Origin of the sequence: Stutzerimonas stutzeri (assembly GCF_002890915.1) — a bacterium.
Taxonomy (GTDB): domain Bacteria; phylum Pseudomonadota; class Gammaproteobacteria; order Pseudomonadales; family Pseudomonadaceae; genus Stutzerimonas; species Stutzerimonas stutzeri_AF.
Map to the genome: position 1 here is coordinate 167,893 of NZ_POUT01000002.1, position 22,050 is coordinate 189,942.

Genomic DNA, 22,050 nt, shown 5'->3' on the forward strand with positions numbered 1-22,050 from the left:
GAGCAATGGCACCTTCGCTTTCCCCCGGCGGCGCCGGCCGCTTAACGCAGACTTCTAGGGTTTTTCATGACGCGCTACATCTTCGTCACGGGTGGTGTTGTTTCTTCATTGGGGAAAGGCATCGCCTCGGCTTCATTGGCGGCCATCCTGGAGGCGCGGGGCCTGAAGGTCACGATGCTCAAGCTGGACCCTTACATCAACGTCGATCCGGGCACCATGAGCCCGTTCCAGCACGGTGAGGTGTTCGTCACCCACGACGGCGCCGAGACTGACCTCGACCTGGGCCACTACGAGCGGTTCATCCGCACCCGCATGACCCAGAACAACAACTTCACCACCGGCCGCGTCTACGAGGACGTGCTGCGTCGTGAACGCCGTGGCGACTACCTGGGCGCGACCATCCAGGTCATCCCGCACATCACCGACGAGATCAAGCGCCGCATCATCAAGGGCGCCGGCGATGCCGACGTGGCCCTGGTGGAAGTCGGCGGTACCGTCGGCGACATCGAGTCGCAACCCTTCCTCGAGGCCATCCGCCAACTGCGTGTGGAAGTCGGCGCCAAGCGCGCCATGCTGATGCACCTGACGCTGGTGCCCTACATCGCCACCGCCGGCGAGACCAAGACCAAGCCGACCCAGCATTCGGTCAAGGAACTGCGCTCCATCGGCCTGCAGCCGGATGTGCTGGTCTGCCGTTCCGACCGCGCCATCGATGTCTCCTCGCGGCGCAAGATCGCGCTGTTCACCAACGTCGAAGAGCGCGCGGTGATCAGCCTGCCGGACGCCGACACCATCTACAAGATCCCGGGCATCCTGCATGCCCAGGGTCTCGATGACTACGTGGTCGAGCGTTTCGGCCTCGAATGCCGTGGCGCCGACCTGTCCGAGTGGGACCGTGTGGTCGATGCCAAGCTGCATCCCGAGAAGGAAGTCACCATCGCCATGGTCGGCAAGTACATGGAACTTCTGGATGCCTACAAGTCTCTGATCGAGGCGATGAGCCACGCTGGCATCCAGAGCCGTACCAAGGTGAACCTGCGCTATATCGACTCCGAAGACATCGAGAACCAGGGCGTCGGCCTGCTGCAAGGCGTCGATGCCATCCTGGTGCCGGGCGGCTTCGGCCTGCGTGGCGTGGAAGGCAAGATCGCCACGGTCCGCTATGCGCGCGAGAACAGGATCCCCTACCTGGGCATCTGCCTGGGCATGCAGGTCGCGGTCATCGAGTTCGCCCGCGACGTGCTGGGCTGGGAAGACGCCAATTCCACCGAGTTCGACAAGAACAGCAGCCATCCGGTGGTCGGCCTGATCACCGAATGGGAAGACGCCAGTGGCGCCGTCGAAACCCGCAGCGATACCTCGGACCTGGGCGGCACCATGCGCCTGGGCGCCCAGGAGTGCGGCCTGGAGCCGGGCTCGAAGGTATTCGAATGCTATGGCCAGGAGCGCATCGTCGAGCGCCATCGCCATCGCTACGAAGTGAACAACAACCTGCTGCCGCAACTGCAGGCGGCAGGGCTGAAGATTACCGGCCGTTCCGGCGACGGCGCGCTGGTGGAAGTGGTCGAGGCGCCGGACCATCCCTGGTTCGTCGCCTGCCAGTTCCACCCGGAATTCACCTCCACGCCGCGTGACGGCCATCCGCTGTTCAGCGGCTTCGTCAACGCCGCACTGGACTACAAGGCGAAGAAGGCATGAGCCAGAAGACCATCCGCGTAGGCGGCATCGAGATCGCCAACGACAAGCCGTTCGTGCTGTTCGGCGGGATCAACGTGCTGGAGTCCCGCGACCTGGCCATGCAGGCCTGCGAAGAATACGTGCGGGTGACCGAGAAGCTCGGCATTCCCTACGTGTTCAAGGCCAGCTTCGACAAGGCCAACCGCTCCTCCATCACCTCGTTCCGTGGCCCCGGCCTGGAAGAGGGGATGAAGATCTTCGAGGAAGTGAAGAAGACCTTCGGCGTGCCGGTCATCACCGACGTGCACGAGCCCTGGCAGGCGCAGCCGGTGGCCGAGGTCTGTGACATCATCCAGCTGCCGGCCTTCCTTTCGCGGCAGACCGACCTGGTGGTGGCGATGGCCAAGACCGGCGCGGTGATCAACATCAAGAAGGCCCAGTTCCTCGCACCGCAGGAAATGAAGCACATCCTGCGCAAATGCGAAGAGGCCGGCAACGACCAACTGATCCTCTGCGAGCGCGGTTCGTCCTTCGGCTACAACAACCTGGTGGTCGACATGCTCGGCTTCGGCATCATGAAGCAGTTCGAGTACCCGGTGTTCTTCGACGTCACCCATGCCCTGCAGATGCCCGGCGGTCGCGCCGACTCGGCCGGCGGCCGTCGTGCCCAGGTCACCGACCTGGCCAAGGCCGGCCTGTCCCAGGGGCTGGCCGGGCTGTTCCTCGAAGCGCATCCGGACCCGGACAATGCCAAGTGCGACGGTCCATGCGCCCTGCGCCTGGACAAGCTGGAGCCTTTCCTCACCCAGCTCAAGCAGCTGGATGACTTGGTCAAGAATTTCCCGCCAATCGAAACTGCTTGAAGCCTTGCAGCTATCTACGGAGTGTTAACAACAATGGCAAAGATCGTCGACATCAAGGGGCGTGAAGTTCTCGATTCCCGTGGCAACCCCACCGTGGAAGCCGACGTGATCCTCGACAACGGCATCATCGGCAGTGCCTGTGCGCCGTCCGGTGCATCCACCGGTTCGCGCGAGGCGCTGGAGCTGCGTGATGGCGACAAGAGCCGCTACCTGGGCAAGGGCGTGCTGACCGCCGTGGCCAACGTCAACGGCCCGATCCGCGATCTGCTGCTGGGCAAGGACCCGGTCAACCAGAAGGGCCTGGACCAGGCGATGATCGAGCTGGACGGTACCGAGAACAAGGCCAAGCTGGGCGCCAACGCCATCCTCGCCGTGTCCCTGGCCGCCGCCAAGGCCGCCGCCCAGGCCAAGGGCGTGCCGCTCTACGCGCACATCGCCGACCTCAACGGCACTCCGGGCCAGTACTCCATGCCGGTGCCGATGATGAACATCATCAACGGCGGCGAGCATGCCGACAACAACGTCGACATCCAGGAATTCATGATCCAGCCGGTCGGCGCCAAGACCTTCGCCGACGCGCTGCGCATGGGCGCCGAGATCTTCCATCACCTCAAGGCCGTGCTCAAGGCTCGCGGCCTGAATACCGCGGTGGGCGACGAGGGCGGTTTCGCGCCGAACCTGGCCTCCAACGAGGACGCACTGGGCGCCATTGCCGAGGCGGTCGCGAAGGCCGGCTACACGCTGGGCAGCGATGTGACCCTGGCCCTGGACTGCGCCTCCAGCGAGTTCTACCAGGACGGCAAGTACGACCTGGCCGGTGAAGGCAAGGTGTTCGACGCCGAAGGCTTCGCCGACTACCTGGCCGGCCTGAGCCAACGTTATCCGATCATCTCCATCGAAGACGGCATGGACGAGTCCGACTGGGCCGGCTGGAAGGCGCTGACCGACAAGATCGGCGAGAAGGTCCAACTGGTCGGCGACGACCTGTTCGTCACCAACACCAAGATCCTCAAGGAAGGCATCGACAAGGGCATCGCCAACTCGATCCTGATCAAGTTCAACCAGATCGGCTCGCTGAGCGAAACCCTGGAAGCCATCCAGATGGCCAAGGCCGCCGGCTACACCGCGGTGATCTCGCACCGCAGCGGCGAGACCGAGGACAGCACCATCGCCGACCTGGCCGTGGGCACTGCCGCCGGCCAGATCAAGACCGGTTCGCTGTGCCGCTCCGACCGTGTGTCGAAGTACAACCAGCTGCTGCGCATCGAGGAGCAGTTGGCCGGCAAGGCGCCGTACAAGGGCCGTGCCGAATTCCGCGGCTGAGAACCTGTTCATGATCTGCTGCGCGTCGGCCCTGCGGCGTTAAAAACAGGCTCGGCAAGCCGCTTGCGGCTAACGCGCTTTAGCGCGGCCCGAAGGGCGAACGGAGTGAGTCATGCTCATTTACATCAGTAAACTCCGCTTCCTCGCCTGTTTTTGCCTTGCAGGACTCTAGCTCGCGAGATCGTGAACAGGCTCTGGGTCGCGGCATTCTAAAAAAGGGCGGCGTGAGTCGCCCTTTTTTGCTTCAATCCTGAAAGCCGGTTTCCGTGAAAGGGCAGCCGCCGCCGGTCACCGCTTTCCCATATTCGAATACAGCCGAAGCCGTTTCATGCCTGCTATGCGTCGCCCTTATCGCCCTTACTGGTTGTTCGTCGTGCTGATTCTGCTCCTGGGCGGCTTGCAGTATCGCCTGTGGGTGGGCGAGGGCAGCCTGGCCCAGGTCAGCAGCCTGAACAAGCAGATCGCCGAGCAGCAGGGCGAGAACGAGCGGCTGCTGGAGCGCAACCGGATTCTCGAGGCGGAAGTCCTGGAGCTCAAGCAGGGCATGGAAACCGTCGAGGAACGTGCCCGCCAGGAACTCGGCATGGTCAAAGAGGGCGAGACCCTCTATCAGCTGATCGAATGAACCCTCACGACCTTCCTGCCTTCTGGGTGGTTATTCCGGCCGCCGGCATCGGCAGCCGCATGCGCGCCGACCGACCCAAGCAGTACCTGCAACTGGCTGGGCGCTGCATCCTCGAACACACGCTGGACTGCTTTCTCGACCATCCCCGGCTGCTGGGGCTGGTGGTCTGCCTGGCGCCCGACGATCCGTACTGGCAGGACCTGCCGTGTGCGCGCGACACCCGTATCCAGCGCGCGGCCGGTGGCAGCGAGCGTTGCGATTCGGTGCTGGGCGGCCTGCAGCGCCTGCGCGAGCTCGGCGCCGGCGCTGGCGACTGGGTGCTGGTGCACGATGCGGCGCGGCCCAACCTGGCCCGCAGCGATCTGGACAGATTGCTGGCCGAGCTGGCCGACGACGCGGTGGGCGGCCTGCTGGCCGTGCCCGCGCGCGACACGCTCAAGCGTGCAGGCCCGGATGGCCGGGTCGTGGAAACCGTGGATCGCAGCGTGATCTGGCAGGCCTATACGCCGCAGATGTTCCATCTGGGCGGCCTGCAACGCTCGCTCGCGGCGGCGCTGGAGGCCGGGGCGACGGTCACCGACGAGGCCTCGGCCATCGAGTGGGCAGGGCTTTCGCCGCGCCTGGTGGAAGGCCGCGCGGACAACCTGAAGATCACCCGGCCCGAGGACCTGCTCTGGCTCGAGCGGTGCTGGAAGGCTTGAACTCGCGGTCATGGCAGACAGGCCGGGGCCTGTCTGCCATATGCCCTCAGAAGCGATAGATCGCCGCGGCCCCGGTGGCGGTAGGCATGCGCTCCACCGGCACCACGACCACTTCGCCGCCTTGTTCCAGGGTCCAGATGGTCAGCTCGTCGAGCAGGTCCGGCGTGGTCATGCCGTCACCGTCCCCGGGAATCGCCTTGCCCCGGGCCTTGTCGGCCTGCCCGGGAATCTTGCGTTCGGCCTCCACCAGCAGGGTGGCGACCCGGCCTTGCTGGGTAGCTTCGCCGATGTCCTCCAGGCGATCCGAGCCCAGACCCTGGCCGTGGGAGGAGCCGAACTGCTCGAGCAGGCCCTCGAGGCGCTTGAGGTAGCGTGGCTGCATGACCAGCCAGCTCTTTTCACGCAGCTCGTTGGTGCTCAGCGCGCCCTGGCCGATCTCGATGCCTTCGGCCAGCAGCTGCTCGTTATGGCTGATACGGCGGAAGTGCGGCTGCTGCTCCGGCAGTGCGGCGAGGATCAGCGGCAGCCCCGAGGGTTTCGAGTGATGCTCGGCGATCGCCCGGTCGACCTCGCGGAAGAAACGGTCGCGGTCGCGATCGATCTCCGCCTGCTTGCCGCTGCCGCCGGCCTCGACCTGCATGGAGTCGCCGCGCTCGCCGGCGCGGCTGTAGCCCTGGACGAAGCCGCTCTGGCCCTTGTCGGTCATATCGCTGCCCAGCGCCTCGGTGAGGGTGCGCGGTACCGCCTCGTGCAGCTTCACTTCGTCGAGCGCATCGCGGTTGCCCTCGAACAGGTGCACCGAGTCGCGCGACAGGCAGAGGATCTGGTAGCGGTCGGCCGACTGGGCGATGCGCAGCAGCGGCTTGAGGTGCATGCGCTCGTTGGCCACGGCCAGCTCCGGCACGCTGCGCTGCAGACGATAGACCTCGAAGTAATCCTTCGCGGCGAACGCTGCCAGGCCGTCGAGGCTATGGTTCCAGAAGTCGTTGTCGTCGACCAGCGCATGGAATGGCTTGAGCAGCGACGGCACCTGTTCGCCGTGGCCCTGCTGCTTGAGGGCATCTTCCAGTTGCCGGACCAGATGCTTGAAGCGGATCGGGTCCTGCTGGCGTTCAGGGAAGCTGCGATGGGTGGGCTGGTAGAGCGACAGACACGGCCCTTCGCGCCGTGACAGCAGTTGGGAAAGGGTTTCGCGGTCGAGCAGGCGGTTCATGGGTGGCCTCCATCGAATTGGTGATTCGGTCCCTCGCAGTGGTGATTGATGGCGCTTTCTGTGGCCATCGTTGGCCGGTGGTCAGTGGCGATTGAATTTGTCGAGCGCATGGCTCAGGGCGTGATTGAGTTTCTCCGCGGCGCCGTTGATCGCCAGGTCCAGCGATTCGGCCTTGTGCGTGGCGGAAATCGGCTCGTGCCCCTTGACCCGCGCCTCCATCTGGCAGCGTTTGTCCTGCGGGCCGCTCTTGCCGCTGTTTTCGTCGTTGAGATGAACTTCGACCCGGGTCAACTGGCCATCGAAACGTTCCAGTTCGCTCTCCACGGTCGCCCTGATGCGTTCCTCCAGGCCGTTGGAAACGTCGACGCTGTGATTGCTGTTCACCAGAACCTGCATGGTGTCCTCCTGATTGAAGCGCTGCATACCCGTGCGCGAAGACGCGAAGGATATGCAGCTACAGAAGTTACGACGTGGCAAGCGGGGCTGGGTTCCGCCGCCTGCCGCCCCCTCGGACGCATGGTGCCGGGCTCGGTTCAGCGTTCCTCGCCGGCATATTCCGGGCAGCGCGCGAGCCCGGTCTTCAGCGCCTCGATCAGCAGGCGAACCTTGGGCAGCGGGTAGCGCCGCTGCGGATATATCGCCCAGACGGCGGTGTCCGGCGGCTGGTTGACTTCGAGCAGCGAGACCAGCTCGCCGCGGCGCAGCGGTTCCTGCACGTAGTAGTCCGGCAACTGGCACAGGCCGAAACCGCGCAGGGCGGCATCCAGCACGGCCTGGCCGCTGTTGCAGCGCCAGTTGCCGGTCGGTTTGAAGTGCTGCTCGCGACCGTCGACCTGGAATGCCCAGGTATCGCCCGTGCCGATCAGGCAGTTGTGCCGCGCCAGTTCCGACAGGGTGTGCGGGCGCCCGTAGCGCTCCAGGTAGGCCGGTGCGGCACACAGGTACATCGCCCGGGGCGCGATACGGCTGGCGACCAGCCGCGAGTCGCCGAGGCGGCCCAGACGAATCGCCAGGTCGTAGCCTTCCTGCACCAGGTCCAGGGTGCGGTTGGACAGCTCGATCTCGACCCGCAGTTGCGGGTGGCGAGCCATGAATTCGTTCACCAGCGGCACGATGAAGCGCTCGCCGTAGGCCACCGCGGCAGTCATGCGCAGCAGCCCGGTCGGCGCGGCATGCAGGTCGCTGATCGCCAGGAAGGCTTCGTCGCGCTCCTCGATCAGCCGCTGGCAGCGGGTGAAGAAGGTGTGCCCCGCCTCGGTCAGCGACACGCGGCGGGTGGTGCGGTAGAGCAGGCGTGCCTGCAGCCGTTCCTCGAGGCGGGCGACCTGGCGGCTGACGTGCGAGGACGATACGCGCAGGCGCTCGGCGGCGCGCATGAAGTTGCCACATTCGGCGACGGCGACGAATTCGTCGAGGCCTTCCCAGCGATTCATCGGGAGCTCCGGGAAAACGGCAGGCAGTGTCCAGTCATGTGTTGCCCCTGTAGGAGCGGGCATGCCCGCGAATATTCAGCGTGCAAAAGCGTCGCGGGCATGGCCCGCTCCTATCACTTCGAGGACGTCCATCCGCAACAGACAACTCAGGCATAGACAACTTGGGGGACTGGGAACGGTTGTGCGAAATGGTAGCGTATTGTTCCTCGGCAGCAATAATGTTTTCCCGAAACGCTCATTAAGCCAGTTGGAGAGTGAATTACACTTTCCGCTTTCCCTGACACACAACGAGAGTGATGCCATGACCATCAAGTCGCGCGCCGCGGTCGCCTTCGGCCCCAACCAGCCCCTGAAGATCGTGGAAGTGGACGTCGAGCCGCCCAAGGCCGGCGAAGTGCTGATCCGCATCGTCGCCACCGGCGTATGCCACACCGACGCCTACACGCTGTCGGGCGAGGATTCCGAAGGCGTCTTCCCGTGCATCCTCGGCCATGAGGGCGGCGGTATCGTCGAGGCGGTGGGCGAGGGCGTCACCTCGGTGGCCGTCGGTGACCATGTGATCCCGCTGTACACCGCCGAATGCCGCGAGTGCAAGTTCTGCAAGTCCGGCAAGACCAACCTGTGCAGCTCGGTGCGCGCCACCCAGGGCAAGGGCCTGATGCCGGACGGCACCAGCCGCTTCAGCTACAACGGCGAGCCGATCTATCACTACATGGGCTGCTCGACCTTCTCCGAGTACACCGTGCTGCCGGAAGTCTCGGTGGCGGTGATTCCCAAGGAGGCGCCGCTGGAGAAGGTCTGCCTGCTGGGTTGCGGCGTGACCACCGGTATCGGCGCGGTGCTCAACACGGCCAAGGTGGAAGAGGGCGCCACGGTCGCCATCTTCGGCCTGGGCGGCATCGGCCTGGCGGCGATCATCGGTGCCAAGATGGCCAAGGCCAGCCGGATCATCGCCATCGACATCAATCCGGGCAAGTTCGCCATCGCCGAGGAGCTGGGCGCCACCGACTTCGTCAATCCCAAGGAGCACGACAAGCCGATCCAGGAGGTGATCGTCGAGATGACCGACGGCGGCGTCGACTACAGCTTCGAGTGCGTCGGCAACGTGCAGCTGATGCGCGCGGCGCTGGAGTGCTGCCACAAGGGCTGGGGCGAGTCGACCATCATCGGCGTTGCCGGTGCCGGCCAGGAGATCAGCACCCGGCCGTTCCAGCTGGTCACCGGGCGCGTCTGGCGCGGTTCGGCCTTCGGCGGCGTCAAGGGGCGTACCGAACTGCCGGGCTACGTGGCGAAAGCGCAGAGTGGCGAGATCCCGCTGGATACCTTCATCACCCACAACCTGCCGCTGGAAAAGATCAACGAGGCCTTCGACCTGATGCACGAGGGCAAGAGCATCCGTACCGTCATCCACTATTGATCCGGAGGGTGGCTAACGCCGTCGCCAGACGGCTTATCCACCTCGGCAGGTGGAAAACGCTTCGCGGTTTTCCACCCTACGCGAGGCCTACCCATGACCCTTGAAAACCTTTCCTGTCAGAAAAGCTTCGGTGGCTGGCACAAGCGCTACCGGCATCGTTCGCGCAGCCTGAACTGCGACATGGTCTTCGCCGTGTACCTGCCGCCGCAGGCCGAGCAGGGCGAGCAGCTGCCGGTGCTGTACTGGCTGTCCGGGCTGACCTGCACGGACGAGAACTTCATGCAGAAGGCCGGCGCCCATCGCCTGGCGGCGGAGCTCGGCCTGATCATCGTGGCGCCGGATACTAGCCCGCGCGGCGCCGGCGTGCCGGACGACCCCGAGGGTGCCTGGGACTTCGGCCTGGGCGCGGGGTTCTACCTCAACGCTACCGAACAGCCCTGGGCGCAGCACTACCGCATGTACGACTACGTGGTGGACGAACTGCCGGCGCTGATCGAGGCGAATTTCCCGGTGTCCGACAGGCGCGGCATCAGCGGGCACTCCATGGGCGGTCACGGCGCGTTGATCTGCGCGCTGAAGAACCCGGGCCGTTACCGGTCGCTGTCGGCCTTCGCGCCGATCGTCAATCCGCTGAACTGCCCGTGGGGCGAGAAGGCCTTCACCCACTACCTGGGCGCGGACCGTTCGCGCTGGCGCGAGTGGGACGCCTGCACGCTGATCGCCGAGGCTGGCGAGAAACTGCCGATCCTGGTGGACCAGGGCGATCGCGACGACTTCATGGTCAGCCAGTTGAAGCCCGAGGCGCTGGAGGCGGCAGCCAGGGCGGCCGATCACCCGCTGACGCTGCGCATCCAGCCCGGCTACGACCATAGCTACTACTTCATCTCCAGCTTCATCGATGACCACCTGCGCCATCACGCCGCGGCGTTGAAGGTGTAGGGTGGATGACGGCGTAGCCTCATCCACGCGTCTGGTTCGCCGGCGACTGTGCTGGCCGGGACGTTTGCTTGATGCGCCGGCCGCGTGGAAAACGCTTTGCGGTTTTCCGCCCTACGAGGCCGCATACCGTGGCGTTGGAGGTGTAGGGTGGATGACGGCGAAGCCTCATCCACGCGCCTGGTTCGCCGGCGAATGTGCTGGCCGGGACGTTTGCTTGATGCGCTGGCCGCGTGGAAAACGCTTTGCGGTTTTCCACCCTACGAGGCTGCATACCGCGGCGTTGGAGGCGTAGGGTGGATGACGGCGCAGCCTCATCCACACGTCTGTTTCGCCGGCTACTGTGCTGGCTGGGGCGTTTGCTTGATGCGCTGGCCGCGTGGAAAACGCTTTGCGGTTTTCCACCCTACGAGGCCGCATACCGCGGCGTTGAGGGCGTAGGGTGGATGACGGCGTAGCCTCATCCACGCGTCTGGTTCGCCGGCGAATATGCTGGCCGGGACGTTTGCTTGATGCGCCGGCCGCGTGGAAAACGCTTTGCGGTTTTCCACCCTACGAGGCCGCATACCGTGGCGTTGAGGGCGTAGGGTGGATGACGGCGTAGCCTCATCCATGCGTCTACCGCCAGGAACGACCGTCACAAAAAAGGCCCGGCCGGAGTTCCCGGTCGGGCCTTTCCATCGCCAGGAGCTAGAGCGACGGATAATCGGTGTAGCCTTCGGCACCTTGGGCGTAGAACAGTTCGGGCCTGGGCTCGTTCAGCGGAGCATTCCGGCGCAGCCGCTCGACCAGGTCCGGGTTGGCGATGAAGGGAATGCCGAACGCCACCGCATCGGCCTTGCCTTCGGCCAGCCAGGCGTTGGCCTGTTCCCCGGTGAAGCGCTCGTTGGCGATATAGACGCCGCCGAAAATCTGCTTCAACTGCGGACCGAGGCTGTCCTCGCCGGCCTTCTCGCGGGTGCAGATGAAGGCGATGCCGCGCTTGCCCAGTTCGCGGGCGACGTAGCCGAAGGTCTCCGCGCGGTTGGAATCGCCCATATCATGGGAGTCGGCACGCGGCGCCAGATGCATGCCGACGCGGCCGGTGCCCCAGACCGAGATAGCGGCATCGGTCACTTCCAGCAGCAACCGTGCGCGGTTCTCCAGCGAGCCGCCGTATTGATCGCTGCGCTGGTTGGTGCTGTCCTGCAGGAACTGGTCGAGCAGGTAGCCGTTGGCGCCATGGATCTCCACACCGTCGAAACCGGCTTCCTTGGCGTTCTCGGCCCCCTTGCGGTAGGCCTCGACGATGCCGGGGATTTCCTCGGTCTGCAATGCGCGCGGCGTCTCGTAGTCCTTCATCGGCCGCACCAGGCTGACATGCCCGGCCGGCTTGATGGCGCTGGGCGCGACCGGCAGCTGGCCGTCGAGGTAGAGCGGATCGGAGATGCGTCCGACGTGCCAGAGCTGCAGGACGATCTTGCCGCCCTTGGCGTGCACGGCATCGGTGATCTTCTTCCAGCCCTGCACCTGCTCGGCGGACCAGATGCCGGGCGTGTCCGGATAACCGACGCCCATCGGTGTCACCGAGGTGGCTTCGCTGATGATCAGGCCGGCATCGGCGCGCTGGCTGTAGTACTCGACCATCAGCTCGCCGGGCACGCGGCCGGGCTCGGCGCGGCAGCGGGTCAGGGGCGCCATGATGATGCGGTTGTTCAGTTCCAGGTCGCCGATCCTGATCGGGTCGAAGAGTGTGGGCATAGCCGTGCTGCTCCTGTACGCGAGGGTGGTTCGATAAAACGGTCAGAGATTCTGGCCGATACGCTCGACGAAGGCCTGGATGGCCTCGTCGTTGCGCTTGAAGAAGTGCCACTGGCCAACCTTCCGGCTGCTGATCAGCCCGGCTTTCTGCAGGGTGGCCAGGTGCGCCGATACCGTCGATTGCGAGAGGCCCGCGCGCTGGTCGATCTGCCCGGCGCAGACACCGTTCTCCAGCGAGTGGTGCTGCTCGGCGAAGTAGCGCTGCGGCTCCTTGAGCCAGCGCAGGATGTCGCGGCGCAGGGGATGGGCGAGCGCCTTGATGATGTCGTCGAAATCGTCGGGCATGGGCTGTTTCGCAGTCGTATATCGGAATGAGGCGAACTATATATCGGAATAAAACGATATGTGATCGATTCGTCTGATGGTGCCTATCGCCGCTATCGATGATGAAGCGCCCGCGCTGCGGCTGTTCGCTCCTGTAGAATCGCCACCTGAGTTTTCCAGGGTGTTCTTTCTATGCGTATCGGCCATGGCTTCGACGTGCACCGCTTCGGCGAGGGCGATTTCATCACGCTCGGCGGCGTGCGAATTCCACACAGGTTCGGGCTGCTGGCCCATTCCGACGGTGATGTGCTGCTGCATGCGCTGAGCGATGCGCTGCTCGGCGCCGCGGCGCTGGGCGACATCGGCAAGCACTTCCCCGACACCGACCCGCAGTTCAAGGGGGCCGACAGCCGCGTGCTGCTGCGCCACGTACTCGAGCAGGTGAAGGCCAAGGGCTGGAAGGTCGGCAACGTCGACGCCACCATCGTCGCCCAGGCGCCGAAGATGGCGCCGCACATCGAGCGCATGCGCGCGCTGATTGCCAAGGACCTGCAGGTCGAGATGGACCAGGTCAACGTCAAGGCCACCACCACCGAGAAGCTCGGCTTCGCCGGGCGCGAGGAGGGGATCGCGGTGCATGCGGTCGCCTTGCTGGTTCACGCATGAACGAGGCGCAGCTGCTCGGGCCGCGTGCCCATGGCGAGCCCTGCGGTAGCGCGGTACTGAAGGCCGTCGCCGAGGATTTCCAGGTCGACGAGGTACTCGACATCCCGCTGTCCGGCGAGGGCGAACACCTGTGGTTGTGGGTGGAAAAGCGCAACCTGAATACCGAGGAGGCCGCCAGGCGCATCGCCCGCGCCGCCGGGGTGCCGCTGAAGATGATCAGCTACGCCGGGCTGAAGGACCGCCAGGCGCTGACCCGGCAGTGGTTCAGCCTGCACCTGCCGGGTAAGGCCGATCCGGACCTGGCGGCGGCGGAGAACGAAAGCCTGGCGATCCTCCAGCGCACGCGCCACCAGCGCAAGCTGCAGCGTGGCGCGCATTCGGCCAACGGTTTCACCCTGCGCCTGACTGAGCTGCGTGGCGAGCAGGCCGCGCTCGATGCCCGACTGGAGCGGATCAAGGCCCGCGGCGTGCCCAACTACTTCGGCCTGCAGCGCTTCGGTCACGAGGGCGGCAACCTGCACGGCGCCCGCGACTTCGCCGCCCGAGGGGAACTGCCGCTGCAGCGCAACCTGCGCTCGCGGCTGCTCTCGGCCGGGCGCAGTTACCTGTTCAACCGGGTCCTGGCCGAGCGGGTCGCCGAGGCGAGCTGGGATCGGGCGCAGGTGGGCGACCTGCTCGCCTTCACCGACAGCCGCAGCTTTTTCCCGGCAGGCGAGGCCGAGTGCAGCGACCCGCGGCTGGCGATTCTCGACCTGCACCCCACCGGCCCGTTGTGGGGCAGTGGCGAGTCGCCGGCAGGCGGCGGAATCCAGGCGCTGGAGCAGCGTGTCGCCGCTGCCGAGCCGGCAATCGCCAATTGGCTGGCGCAAGCCGGCATGAAGCACGAACGGCGCATTCTTCGCCTCCCCATCGGCGGTTTGTCATGGCATTATCCCGAGCCTGACATTCTGCAACTGGAATTCGTCCTGCCGACCGGATGCTTCGCCACCGCAGTGGTGCGCGAGCTGGTCAGCCTGGCAGGGCAGACGGACATCTGATGCGTATTCTGATCGCCAACGACGACGGGGTGTATGCACCCGGGCTCGCCGCGCTTTACGACGCGCTGGCCGATTATGCCGAGTGCAAGGTGGTAGCCCCGATCCAGGACATGAGCGGCGCCAGCAGCGCGCTCACCCTGGACCGCCCGCTGCATCCGGTGAGCATGCCCAACGGTTTCATCGGCCTGAACGGCTCGCCCACCGATTGCGTGCACCTGGGACTCAATGGCCTGCTCGACGACACCCCGGACATGGTGGTCTCGGGAATCAACCTCGGTGCCAACCTGGGCGACGACGTGCTCTATTCCGGCACGGTCGCCGCCGCCATCGAGGGGCGTTTCACCGGCCTTCCCGCCTTTGCCTTCTCGCTGATCTCGCGCTCGCCGGAGAACCTGCCGACGGCCGCCTACATCGCCCGCACGCTGGTGGAGAAGCACGATCAGCTCGACCTGCCGCCGCGCACCGTGCTCAGCGTGAATGTGCCGAACCTGCCGCTGGACCACATCCGCGGCATCCAGCTCACCCGCCTGGGGCATCGCAGCCGGGCCAAGCCGCCGGTCAAGCAGGCCAACCCGCGCGGCAAGGAGGGCTACTGGATCTCGGTCGCCGGCGACGTCGAGGATGGCGGCCCGGGCACCGACTTCCACGCCGTCATGCAGGGTTACGTGTCGATCACGCCGCTGCAGCTGGACCGGACCTTCCATGAGGCCTTCAAGGGCCTCGAAAGCTGGCTGGAGAATGTGCTGTGAACCATCGCGGACAAGACAGCCTGTTGCTCCACGGCTCCGGCATGACATCCCAGCGCACGCGCGATCGCCTGATCCAGCGGCTCTACGAGGAGGGGCTGTCCAATCCCCACGTGCTCGAGGTGATTCGCCGCACGCCGCGCCACCTGTTCGTCGACGAGGCCCTGGCGCATCGGGCCTACGAGGACACCGCGCTGCCCATCGGCCACAACCAGACGATTTCCCAGCCGTTCATGGTCGCCCGCATGAGCGAGCTGCTGCTGGCCGACGGCCCGCTGGACAAGGTGCTGGAGATCGGTACTGGCTCGGGCTACCAGACCGCCGTGCTGGCGCAACTGGTCGAGCGGGTGTTCTCGGTCGAGCGCATCCAGGCGCTACAGGACCGTGCCAAGGAGCGCCTGGCCGAACTCAAGCTGCGTAATGTGGTCTTTCGCTGGGGCGATGGTTGGGAGGGTTGGCCGGCACTGGCGCCCTACAACGGCATCATCGTCACCGCGGCGGCCGCCGACGTGCCGCAGGCCCTGCTCGAACAACTGGCGCCCGGTGGGCGCCTGGTGATTCCGGTGGGTGCCGGCGAAGTCCAGCAACTGATGCTGATCATTCGAGAGGAAAACGGCTTTTCCCGCCATCTTCTGGATACCGTACGTTTCGTGCCGCTGCTCAATGGACCCGTAGTTTGATCATTCAGCGGAAGGAAACATGAAGAGCGCTTTGTTGTTGTATGCCAAGGGTATGGCCATGGGGGCGGCGGATGTGGTGCCCGGCGTGTCGGGCGGCACGGTAGCCTTCATCACCGGTATCTATGACGAGCTGCTGCGCTCGATCAGCGCGGTGCCCTATGCCGTCGCTCCGCTGCTGCGCGGCCGCGTTGCCGAGGCCTGGAAGACCGCCAACGCGACCTTCCTGCTGGTTCTCTTCGCGGGCATCCTCACCAGCGTCTTCACCCTGGCCAGGCTAATAACCTATCTGCTGGAGCATCATCCGATCCCGGTATGGTCGTTCTTTTTCGGCCTGATCCTGGTCTCGGTGCATCTGGTCGGCAAGGAAATCCAGCGCCGCAACCTGTCGCGAATCCTCAGTTTCTGCCTGGGCATCGGCTTCGCCTACTGGATCACCGTGGCCGCGCCCATGCAGTGGAGCAGCGGTGGGCTGAGCCTGTTCCTGGCCGGTGCCATCGCGATCTGCGCGATGATCCTGCCGGGGATTTCCGGCAGCTTCATCCTGGTATTGCTGGGGCTCTATCCGGTGGTGCTGGGCGCGGTCAAGAATCTCGACGTCGGCGTGCTGATGACCTTCGCCGCCGGCTGCCTGCTCGGCCTGCTGAGTTTCGCCAAGCTGCTCAGCTGGATGCTCAAGCACTGGCGCGACCTGACCCTGGCGTTCCTCACCGGGCTCATGCTCGGCTCGCTGAACAAGGTCTGGCCCTGGAAGGAAACCCTCACCTGGCAGACCAACTCGCACGGCGAACGGACCCCTCTGCTGCAGCAGAACCTGCTGCCCGCCACCTACGGCGACCTAACCGGGCATGATCCCCAGTTGCTGATGGCTATCCTGTTGGCTATCGGCGGTATCGTGCTGGTGCTCGGCCTCGAGTGGTTCGCCGGTCGGCGTCAGCCGGTGGCGGAAAGCGTCTGAACGGACTTTTTATGAAAGGGAGCGGGCATTGAGGCTCACAGCCATTCAGCGGTGGATTCGCGATCCTCTGGTCCGTTCGTTCCTGGGCGTCATGCTGATCGGCTCGACGCTTCTCGGTTGCGCATCCGCTCCGCCGGGGGGCGTGCAGGTCGTCGATCGCAACAATCGCGACCGTGTCACCAGCGGCCATTACATCGTCCGCCGTGGCGATACGCTCTGGTCGATCGCCTTCCGCTTCGGCTGGGACTGGCGTGAGCTGGCCCGGGTGAATGGCATCCGGCCGCCGCACGTCATCTATCCTGGCCAGCGGATCAGCTTCGACGGACGTGCAGCACCTTCCGTCGCCACCGCACCGCGCCCTGTCGCCCCGGCGCCGGCAGCACCGAAACCCGCGCCTTCGACGCCTGTGGTGGTCGCCACCCCGGTGCCACGGCAACCCAGCATCAGCACCGCACCCAGCCAGCCGGCGACCACGCCGGTGACGCCGGTCACCCGCTCGGCAAGCGGCTGGGCATGGCCGGCGAACGGCACGATCATCGGGCGTTTTTCCTCAAACGGCAGTTTGAATAAAGGAATTGATATCGCCGGGGAATTAGGACAGCCTGTCTTAGCTGCTTCTGATGGGACTGTTGTGTACGCCGGTAGTGGATTACGGGGTTACGGCGAACTTGTAATCATCAAGCACAGCGATACCTATGTAAGCGCCTACGGTCACAACCGCAGGCTGCTGGTGCGGGAGGGCCAACAAGTCAAGGCTGGGCAAGGCATTGCCGAGATGGGATCGACGGGAACCGACCGGGTGAAGCTGCATTTCGAAATTCGTCGCCAGGGAAAACCCGTAGACCCCCTGCAATATCTGCCGAGACGTTGACCTGACGCCCGCCTGTTCCGGCACTGGGATGGGCTCGAGTATTGCCAAGGATTGCGTGCTGCCCGAGCCTGTTGTCGAACTCAGAACAGGACAACAATAAATGGCACTCGAAAAAGAAGCGCTGGAGTTTGACGTCGACGATGCGGTTCTGCTCATGGAACCGGCCACAGCATTCGACCGCGCCAGCGATACGCACCGGCCTTCGGCTGCTGGCAAGGCCAAGCAACACAAGTTCATCGACTACAACCGGGCGCTCGATGCGACCCAGTTGTACCTCAACGAAATCGGTTTCTCCCCCCTCCTGACTCCCGAAGAAGAAGTGCACTTCGCCCGCCTGGCGCAAAAGGGTGATCCGGCGGGGCGCAAGCGCATGATCGAGAGCAACCTGCGCCTGGTGGTGAAGATCGCACGGCGCTACGTCAACCGCGGTCTGTCGCTGCTCGATCTGGTCGAGGAAGGCAACCTCGGCCTGATTCGTGCGGTGGAGAAGTTCGATCCCGAGCGTGGCTTCCGTTTTTCCACCTATGCCACCTGGTGGATTCGCCAGACCATCGAACGGGCGATCATGAACCAGACCCGCACGATTCGCCTGCCGATCCATGTGGTCAAGGAATTGAACGTCTACCTGCGCGCTGCGCGTGAGTTGACGCAGAAGCTCGATCACGAGCCCAGCCCGGAAGAGATCGCCAACCTGCTGGAAAAGCCGGTGGGGGAAGTCAAGCGCATGCTCGGCCTGAACGAGCGGGTGACTTCGGTGGACGTCTCCCTCGGGCCGGATACCGACAAGACCCTGCTCGACACCCTGACCGACGAAAAACCGACCGATCCCTGCGAATTGCTGCTCGATGACGATCTTTCGGCGAGTATCGATCAATGGTTGTCCGATCTCACCGAGAAGCAGCGGGAAGTGGTCATTCGCCGCTTCGGCCTGCGGGGCCATGAGGCGTGCACCCTGGAAGAAGTTGGCCAGGAGATCGGATTGACTCGCGAGCGCGTCCGGCAGATTCAGGTGGAAGCGCTTCGACGCCTGCGGGAAATCCTGGAGCGCAATGGGCTGTCGAGCGACGCCTTGTTCCAGTAGCGCTTGCGGCCTGGCCGTGCCAGGCCCGGAAGGGCGCGCCGTTCTGATCCCGTCGGGCCGAGGGCGGTTTGCGCCCCCTCGGCCCTGTACGTTGTCCAACCGCTGCCGTCCTGGCGGCCTTCAGCCCATCGAGCTAATGCCCGGATAGCTGTTTTTCCGGTTTGTCTCTATCCCTTGTAAGCATTTGCTTACAAAACCTGTAAGAAAAGTATGTGAAAAGGCCGATCGAATCGCCCGATCATCCATGTATGTAAGTATAAGTTGTTGATTTTAAATGACTTATTTTTGGTGATGGACGATGAAAATCCGACGCTGTGGATTTTTCCCCGGTTGCCGCAGTCGTCGGGATCATTAATATCGCGCTCGTACTTAAGGACAAGTACAGGCCTTCATGGATGAGGGTCAGGAACCATCGCTGGAAGCGATGTCATCAGGACGATGAGCAGGACGTAAAGGAGCATGGAAGGAGGCGGGCGGGGATCAACTCCCGCCCCTTTTTTTTTTGCCCGCAGCAAAGTGCTCGTTGAACCGCAATGCACGTTCATGGCCTAAGTTCCCACAGCCATCCAGCGGGAGCACAGCGAATGAGCGGCAAAGAGCAGAACGGCCAGCCCGCCGAAGATCGGGACGACGTGGTCCGGCGTCCCGAAGACGCCGACGAGGATCAGCTCGACGAGGCGCTGGAAGAGACTTTTCCCGCCAGCGACCCGATCTCGCCTTGAGCGCTTCTACCGTTGCGCGTGGTCGCTTGCACAGTGGGGCGCGGTACGCTCCAGCAGTGCGGGCATGATCCGCTCGCGCAGCAGCGGTGCCAGATCATCGCGTGTCGGAGTGCTCAGCTCCAGCCAATCCAGTTCCTCGAGTTCCGCCTGAGCATGCACGGCGTGGGGGAGCCGCGCCATGAACACGTCGGCCTGCACCCAGTGCCCCGGCTCGTTGGCGGCGGGCGCCTGATAATGTCCCAACGGCTCGAAGTCGCCTTCGCCAAGGCGCAGGTGCAGCTCCTCGTCGAGTTCCCGCATGAGCGTTTGCAGTGGGCTTTCGCCCGTTTCCGCCTTGCCACCGGGCAGCATGAAGAAGCGGCTGCCGCGCTTGCGCACGACCAGGATGCGTCCACTCTCGTCGAACAGGCAGGCAATGGCGATAGTCAGGGTCGGTCTGGGCATGGGGGTATCCGGCGGTCGTTGAGCAGGGCGATCAATGTCTTGGTTCGCTGGTAGCGGGCCAGGCGGTCGGCCAGGGTTTCCGGTAACCGCTCGGTGGGAAAGAAGCCCAGCCTGGCATAGAACTCCCGCAGTCGTGGCTGGCAGAACAGCCAGACCGGCCCTTCGACCGAGGCCAGGGCTTCACGAACCAGCCGGGCGCCGATTCCCCGGTTCCGCTCGGGCGGAGCCACCAGCAAGCCGGTCAGGAAATGCCCCTGTTCGACGGGTGTCAGGCAGAGCCCGGCATGAATCTCGCTGCGCCGGGCGACCCAGCATTTCGCATCCGGGTGCACGCGGTTACGGCTGTTGTGGCTGCGGTAGAACCTGATCAGCAAGGGGACCAGCGGCGAGGGGGAGCGGCTGATAGTCGAGGGCTGGCATGTCGTTCGGTCGTTCTCGGGGCCGAATAGTCTAGCGTCTGTTGTGCAGCGCCGAAATCGGCGTGTTCTCGCCCGCACATGGCATTCAAGGGGCTCATCGCAACAACGACCGGGATGACAGGATGCTGGATCTACTGATGGTACTGGCCTTCGTCCTCTACGGGCTTTGCGCCGGTATGCGGGCGCGCGGCAAGGCTTCGCAGAGCCTGCACGAATACTTTCTCGCCGGGCGCACGATCAAGGGGTGGCGCGCCGGAGTCTCGATGGCCGCCACCCAGTTCGCCGCCGATACGCCGTTGCTGGTCAGCGGGTTGGTGGCCACCGCCGGCGTATTCGCCTTGTGGCGATTGTGGATATACGGGCTGGCCTTTCTGATGCTGGCCTGGGTCTTCGCTTCCGGTTGGCGTCGTGCCGGTGTACTCACCGATGCCGAACTGACGCGGGTGCGCTACAGCGGTCCGGCCGTCGTACCGCTGCGCCTGTTCAAGGCGCTCTACTACGGCACGGTAATCAACTGCGTAGTGCTGGCGATGGTGCTGGTGGCGGCGATCCGCATCGCGGAAGTGTTCCTGCCCTGGCACACCTGGCTGCCCAGCGGCTTCTACCAGGTCATTCTCGGTGTGGTGGAGGCCAGCGGTCTTCGCCTGGGCGAGAGCATCGGTGGGCTCGACCGGGCGACCGCCACCACCAACAACCTGATCTCGATCGTGCTGATTCTGGCGTTCACGGGGATGTATTCGATCACCGGAGGGCTGCGGGCCGTGGTACAGACCGATGTGCTGCAGTTGAGCGTGGCGATGCTGGGGACCCTGGCCTACGCCTGGTTCGTGGTCGATGCCGCCGGCGGGCTGGCAGGCCTGACCGACCGGCTCGTCGAACTGTACGGTGCCCAGCGGGCGGACCAGCTGTTGTCCTTCGCCCCGAGCGGTGTCGGCGATGCCCTCATGCCTTTTCTGCTCATCGTTGGCCTGCAGTGGTTGTTCCAGATGAATGCCGACGGTACCGGTTACCTGGCTCAGCGCTGCATGGCTTGCCCCACGGACCGCCAGGCGCGGATCGCCGGGCTGGTCTTCACCTGGGTGCAGGTCCTCCTGCGCAGCCTGTTGTGGCTGGCGATCGCCATCGGCCTGCTGGTGCTTTATCCGTTCAGTCCGGAAGAAGCCGGCGGTGCCGGCTTCACCGCCGCGCGCGAGGCGCTGTTCGTGACCGGTATCGATGCCTTGCTACCGCCTGGAGCGCGGGGGTTGATGCTGATCGGGTTGCTGGCGGCGCTGGCCTCGACGGTGGATACCCACCTCAATTGGGGGGCGTCCTACTGGAGCAACGATGTGTATGCCGGCGTCGTGGCGCCCAGGCTGCTCAAGCGCAAGCCCAGGAACGAGGAGCTGGTGCGGGTGGCGCGCTTGTCCAATGTGTTGATCTTGCTGATCGCCATGTTCATCATGGCCAACCTGGGTTCGATCCAGACGGCCTGGTTCGTCTCCCTGCTGTTCGGTGCGGGAATGGGCTCGGTGCTGGTGCTGCGCTGGTTGTGGGAGAGGATCAATCTCTACTCCGAGCTGGCCGCCATGGTGGCGTCGCTGGTCACGGCACCGTTGCTGCTGCATATGCTCGGCACCGGGCCGGCCCAGGAGTGGATACGCCTGGGCATCATGTCACTGGTGACCTGCACGGCGGCGATCCTGGTCAGTTTCGTCACGCCGGCGACCGACGAGCGAACCCTCGACCGGTTTTACCGGCGCGTTCGTCCGTTCGGCTTCTGGGGGCGCACTGCCGTGCGTTGTGGCGTGGCGCCGAGCGCTTCGTTGAAGGCGCTCGGTCGCCGGCTGCTCGCCGTGGCGATCACTGCGCTGTCCCTTTACGCACTGCTGTTCGGTATGGGCCGCTTGCTGTTCCCACACCCGGATGGCGAGTCCTGGCCGGCCTGGAGCTGCATCGTGCTGGGGATGGCGCTGGTGCCGGTGTGGCTCTACCTGGCATTGAGTGATCGTTTCGATGATCCAGACGAACTCCATGCACCAGCGGGAAAGTAAAGGCGCAATGCGAGCCGCCAATTTTTGAAGATCGGAAACAGTCAGGAACCGGATGTGAATAATGCCAGCGTTTCGCTTGTTTGTTGGGGTGGTCTCGCTTGCTCTGGTTAATATCAAAATGATTCCAGGTGCATAACTCAAGTT

Annotated in this window: 20 protein-coding genes and 2 pseudogenes; 16 read left to right on the forward strand and 6 right to left on the reverse strand. The window is 64.6% G+C overall.

Going from position 1 to position 22,050, the window contains the following annotated elements:
- The first annotated feature begins 66 nt into the window (after window positions 1-66).
- From CXK94_RS04485 to ispD, 5 genes are all read left to right on the forward strand, one after another.
- A complete protein-coding gene (locus CXK94_RS04485) occupies window positions 67-1,698 on the forward strand; it encodes a CTP synthase (RefSeq protein WP_102893452.1) in 1,632 nt (543 codons plus the stop codon).
- Window positions 1,695-2,540, forward strand: a complete 846-nt coding sequence (gene kdsA, locus CXK94_RS04490) for a 3-deoxy-8-phosphooctulonate synthase (protein WP_037042033.1) — start codon at window positions 1,695-1,697, stop codon at window positions 2,538-2,540. Before CXK94_RS04485 ends, kdsA begins: the two co-directional genes overlap by 4 nt.
- A gap of 33 nt (window positions 2,541-2,573) precedes the next feature.
- Window positions 2,574-3,863 (forward strand): phosphopyruvate hydratase, encoded by a 1,290-nt coding sequence (eno, locus tag CXK94_RS04495; protein ID WP_102893453.1) that lies wholly within the window; start codon window positions 2,574-2,576, stop codon window positions 3,861-3,863.
- Between the two features lie 337 nt (window positions 3,864-4,200).
- Window positions 4,201-4,488 (forward strand): cell division protein FtsB, encoded by a 288-nt coding sequence (gene ftsB, locus CXK94_RS04500; protein ID WP_102893454.1) that lies wholly within the window; start codon window positions 4,201-4,203, stop codon window positions 4,486-4,488.
- Entirely contained in the window at window positions 4,485-5,189 is a 705-nt protein-coding gene (gene ispD / locus CXK94_RS04505) for a 2-C-methyl-D-erythritol 4-phosphate cytidylyltransferase (RefSeq protein WP_102893455.1), read from the forward strand. The genes ftsB and ispD overlap by 4 nt, the downstream gene beginning before the upstream one ends.
- Window positions 5,190-5,235: 46 nt before the next feature.
- Here the strand turns inward: ispD and CXK94_RS04510 are convergent, their stop codons facing one another.
- The 3 genes and pseudogenes from CXK94_RS04510 to CXK94_RS04520 form a co-directional block, all read right to left on the reverse strand.
- Complete coding sequence (locus tag CXK94_RS04510) at window positions 5,236-6,402, reverse strand: hypothetical protein (RefSeq protein WP_102893456.1); 1,167 nt, start codon at window positions 6,400-6,402, stop codon at window positions 5,236-5,238.
- A 96-nt stretch (window positions 6,403-6,498) separates the two neighbouring features.
- A pseudogene (locus tag CXK94_RS04515) lies at window positions 6,499-6,798 on the reverse strand (HPF/RaiA family ribosome-associated protein); the annotation flags it as partial.
- 137 nt (window positions 6,799-6,935) lie between these two features.
- Window positions 6,936-7,835, reverse strand: a complete 900-nt coding sequence (locus CXK94_RS04520) for a LysR family transcriptional regulator (protein ID WP_102893457.1) — start codon at window positions 7,833-7,835, stop codon at window positions 6,936-6,938.
- Window positions 7,836-8,136: 301 nt separating this feature from the next.
- On the opposite strand from CXK94_RS04520, the gene CXK94_RS04525 reads away from it, so the two are divergent.
- Window positions 8,137-9,252, forward strand: a complete 1,116-nt coding sequence (locus tag CXK94_RS04525) for an S-(hydroxymethyl)glutathione dehydrogenase/class III alcohol dehydrogenase (protein ID WP_102893458.1) — start codon at window positions 8,137-8,139, stop codon at window positions 9,250-9,252.
- Between the two features lie 93 nt (window positions 9,253-9,345).
- Window positions 9,346-10,191: an S-formylglutathione hydrolase gene (gene fghA, locus CXK94_RS04530; protein ID WP_102893459.1), complete on the forward strand. Its 846-nt coding sequence runs from the start codon at window positions 9,346-9,348 to the stop codon at window positions 10,189-10,191.
- A gap of 687 nt (window positions 10,192-10,878) precedes the next feature.
- Here fghA and CXK94_RS04535 read toward each other — a convergent pair.
- Both CXK94_RS04535 and CXK94_RS04540 read right to left on the reverse strand, forming a co-directional pair.
- Window positions 10,879-11,928, reverse strand: coding sequence for an alkene reductase (locus tag CXK94_RS04535; RefSeq protein ID WP_102893460.1), 1,050 nt, complete (start codon window positions 11,926-11,928; stop codon window positions 10,879-10,881).
- 42 nt (window positions 11,929-11,970) lie between these two features.
- Window positions 11,971-12,273, reverse strand: coding sequence for an ArsR/SmtB family transcription factor (locus CXK94_RS04540; protein ID WP_102893461.1), 303 nt, complete (start codon window positions 12,271-12,273; stop codon window positions 11,971-11,973).
- Between the two features lie 171 nt (window positions 12,274-12,444).
- On the opposite strand from CXK94_RS04540, the gene ispF reads away from it, so the two are divergent.
- The 8 genes from ispF (at window position 12,445) to CXK94_RS22370 (ending at window position 19,010) form a co-directional block, all read left to right on the forward strand.
- Entirely contained in the window at window positions 12,445-12,918 is a 474-nt protein-coding gene (ispF, locus tag CXK94_RS04545; RefSeq protein WP_037042059.1) for a 2-C-methyl-D-erythritol 2,4-cyclodiphosphate synthase, read from the forward strand.
- Window positions 12,915-13,955 carry a tRNA pseudouridine(13) synthase TruD gene (gene truD, locus CXK94_RS04550; protein WP_102893462.1) on the forward strand — a complete coding sequence of 347 codons (1,041 nt, stop codon included), beginning with the start codon at window positions 12,915-12,917 and terminating at the stop codon, window positions 13,953-13,955. Before ispF ends, truD begins: the two co-directional genes overlap by 4 nt.
- Complete coding sequence (gene surE, locus CXK94_RS04555; protein WP_037042060.1) at window positions 13,955-14,704, forward strand: 5'/3'-nucleotidase SurE; 750 nt, start codon at window positions 13,955-13,957, stop codon at window positions 14,702-14,704. Before truD ends, surE begins: the two co-directional genes overlap by 1 nt.
- Before the next feature lie 41 nt (window positions 14,705-14,745).
- A complete protein-coding gene (locus CXK94_RS04560) occupies window positions 14,746-15,381 on the forward strand; it encodes a protein-L-isoaspartate(D-aspartate) O-methyltransferase (protein WP_037042092.1) in 636 nt (211 codons plus the stop codon).
- Window positions 15,382-15,400: 19 nt separating this feature from the next.
- On the forward strand, window positions 15,401-16,336 hold the full coding sequence (locus CXK94_RS04565) for a DUF368 domain-containing protein (protein ID WP_102893463.1): 936 nt from the start codon (window positions 15,401-15,403) through the stop codon (window positions 16,334-16,336).
- Between the two features lie 28 nt (window positions 16,337-16,364).
- Window positions 16,365-17,207: a peptidoglycan DD-metalloendopeptidase family protein gene (locus CXK94_RS04570; protein WP_371257627.1), complete on the forward strand. Its 843-nt coding sequence runs from the start codon at window positions 16,365-16,367 to the stop codon at window positions 17,205-17,207.
- A gap of 100 nt (window positions 17,208-17,307) precedes the next feature.
- Window positions 17,308-18,288, forward strand: a complete 981-nt coding sequence (rpoS, locus tag CXK94_RS04575) for an RNA polymerase sigma factor RpoS (protein WP_037042068.1) — start codon at window positions 17,308-17,310, stop codon at window positions 18,286-18,288.
- A 584-nt stretch (window positions 18,289-18,872) separates the two neighbouring features.
- The gene (locus CXK94_RS22370; protein WP_164838461.1) at window positions 18,873-19,010 is read left to right on the forward strand and encodes a hypothetical protein; all 138 of its coding nucleotides are present in this window, start codon (window positions 18,873-18,875) and stop codon (window positions 19,008-19,010) included.
- Here CXK94_RS22370 and CXK94_RS22815 read toward each other — a convergent pair.
- Window positions 18,953-19,874, reverse strand: a pseudogene (locus tag CXK94_RS22815) (GNAT family N-acetyltransferase). The gene CXK94_RS22370 and the pseudogene CXK94_RS22815 overlap by 58 nt on opposite strands.
- A gap of 121 nt (window positions 19,875-19,995) precedes the next feature.
- Here CXK94_RS22815 and CXK94_RS04585 point away from each other — a divergent pair.
- Window positions 19,996-21,906, forward strand: a complete 1,911-nt coding sequence (locus CXK94_RS04585) for a sodium:solute symporter family protein (RefSeq protein WP_102893464.1) — start codon at window positions 19,996-19,998, stop codon at window positions 21,904-21,906.
- Window positions 21,907-22,050: the final 144 nt, after the last annotated feature.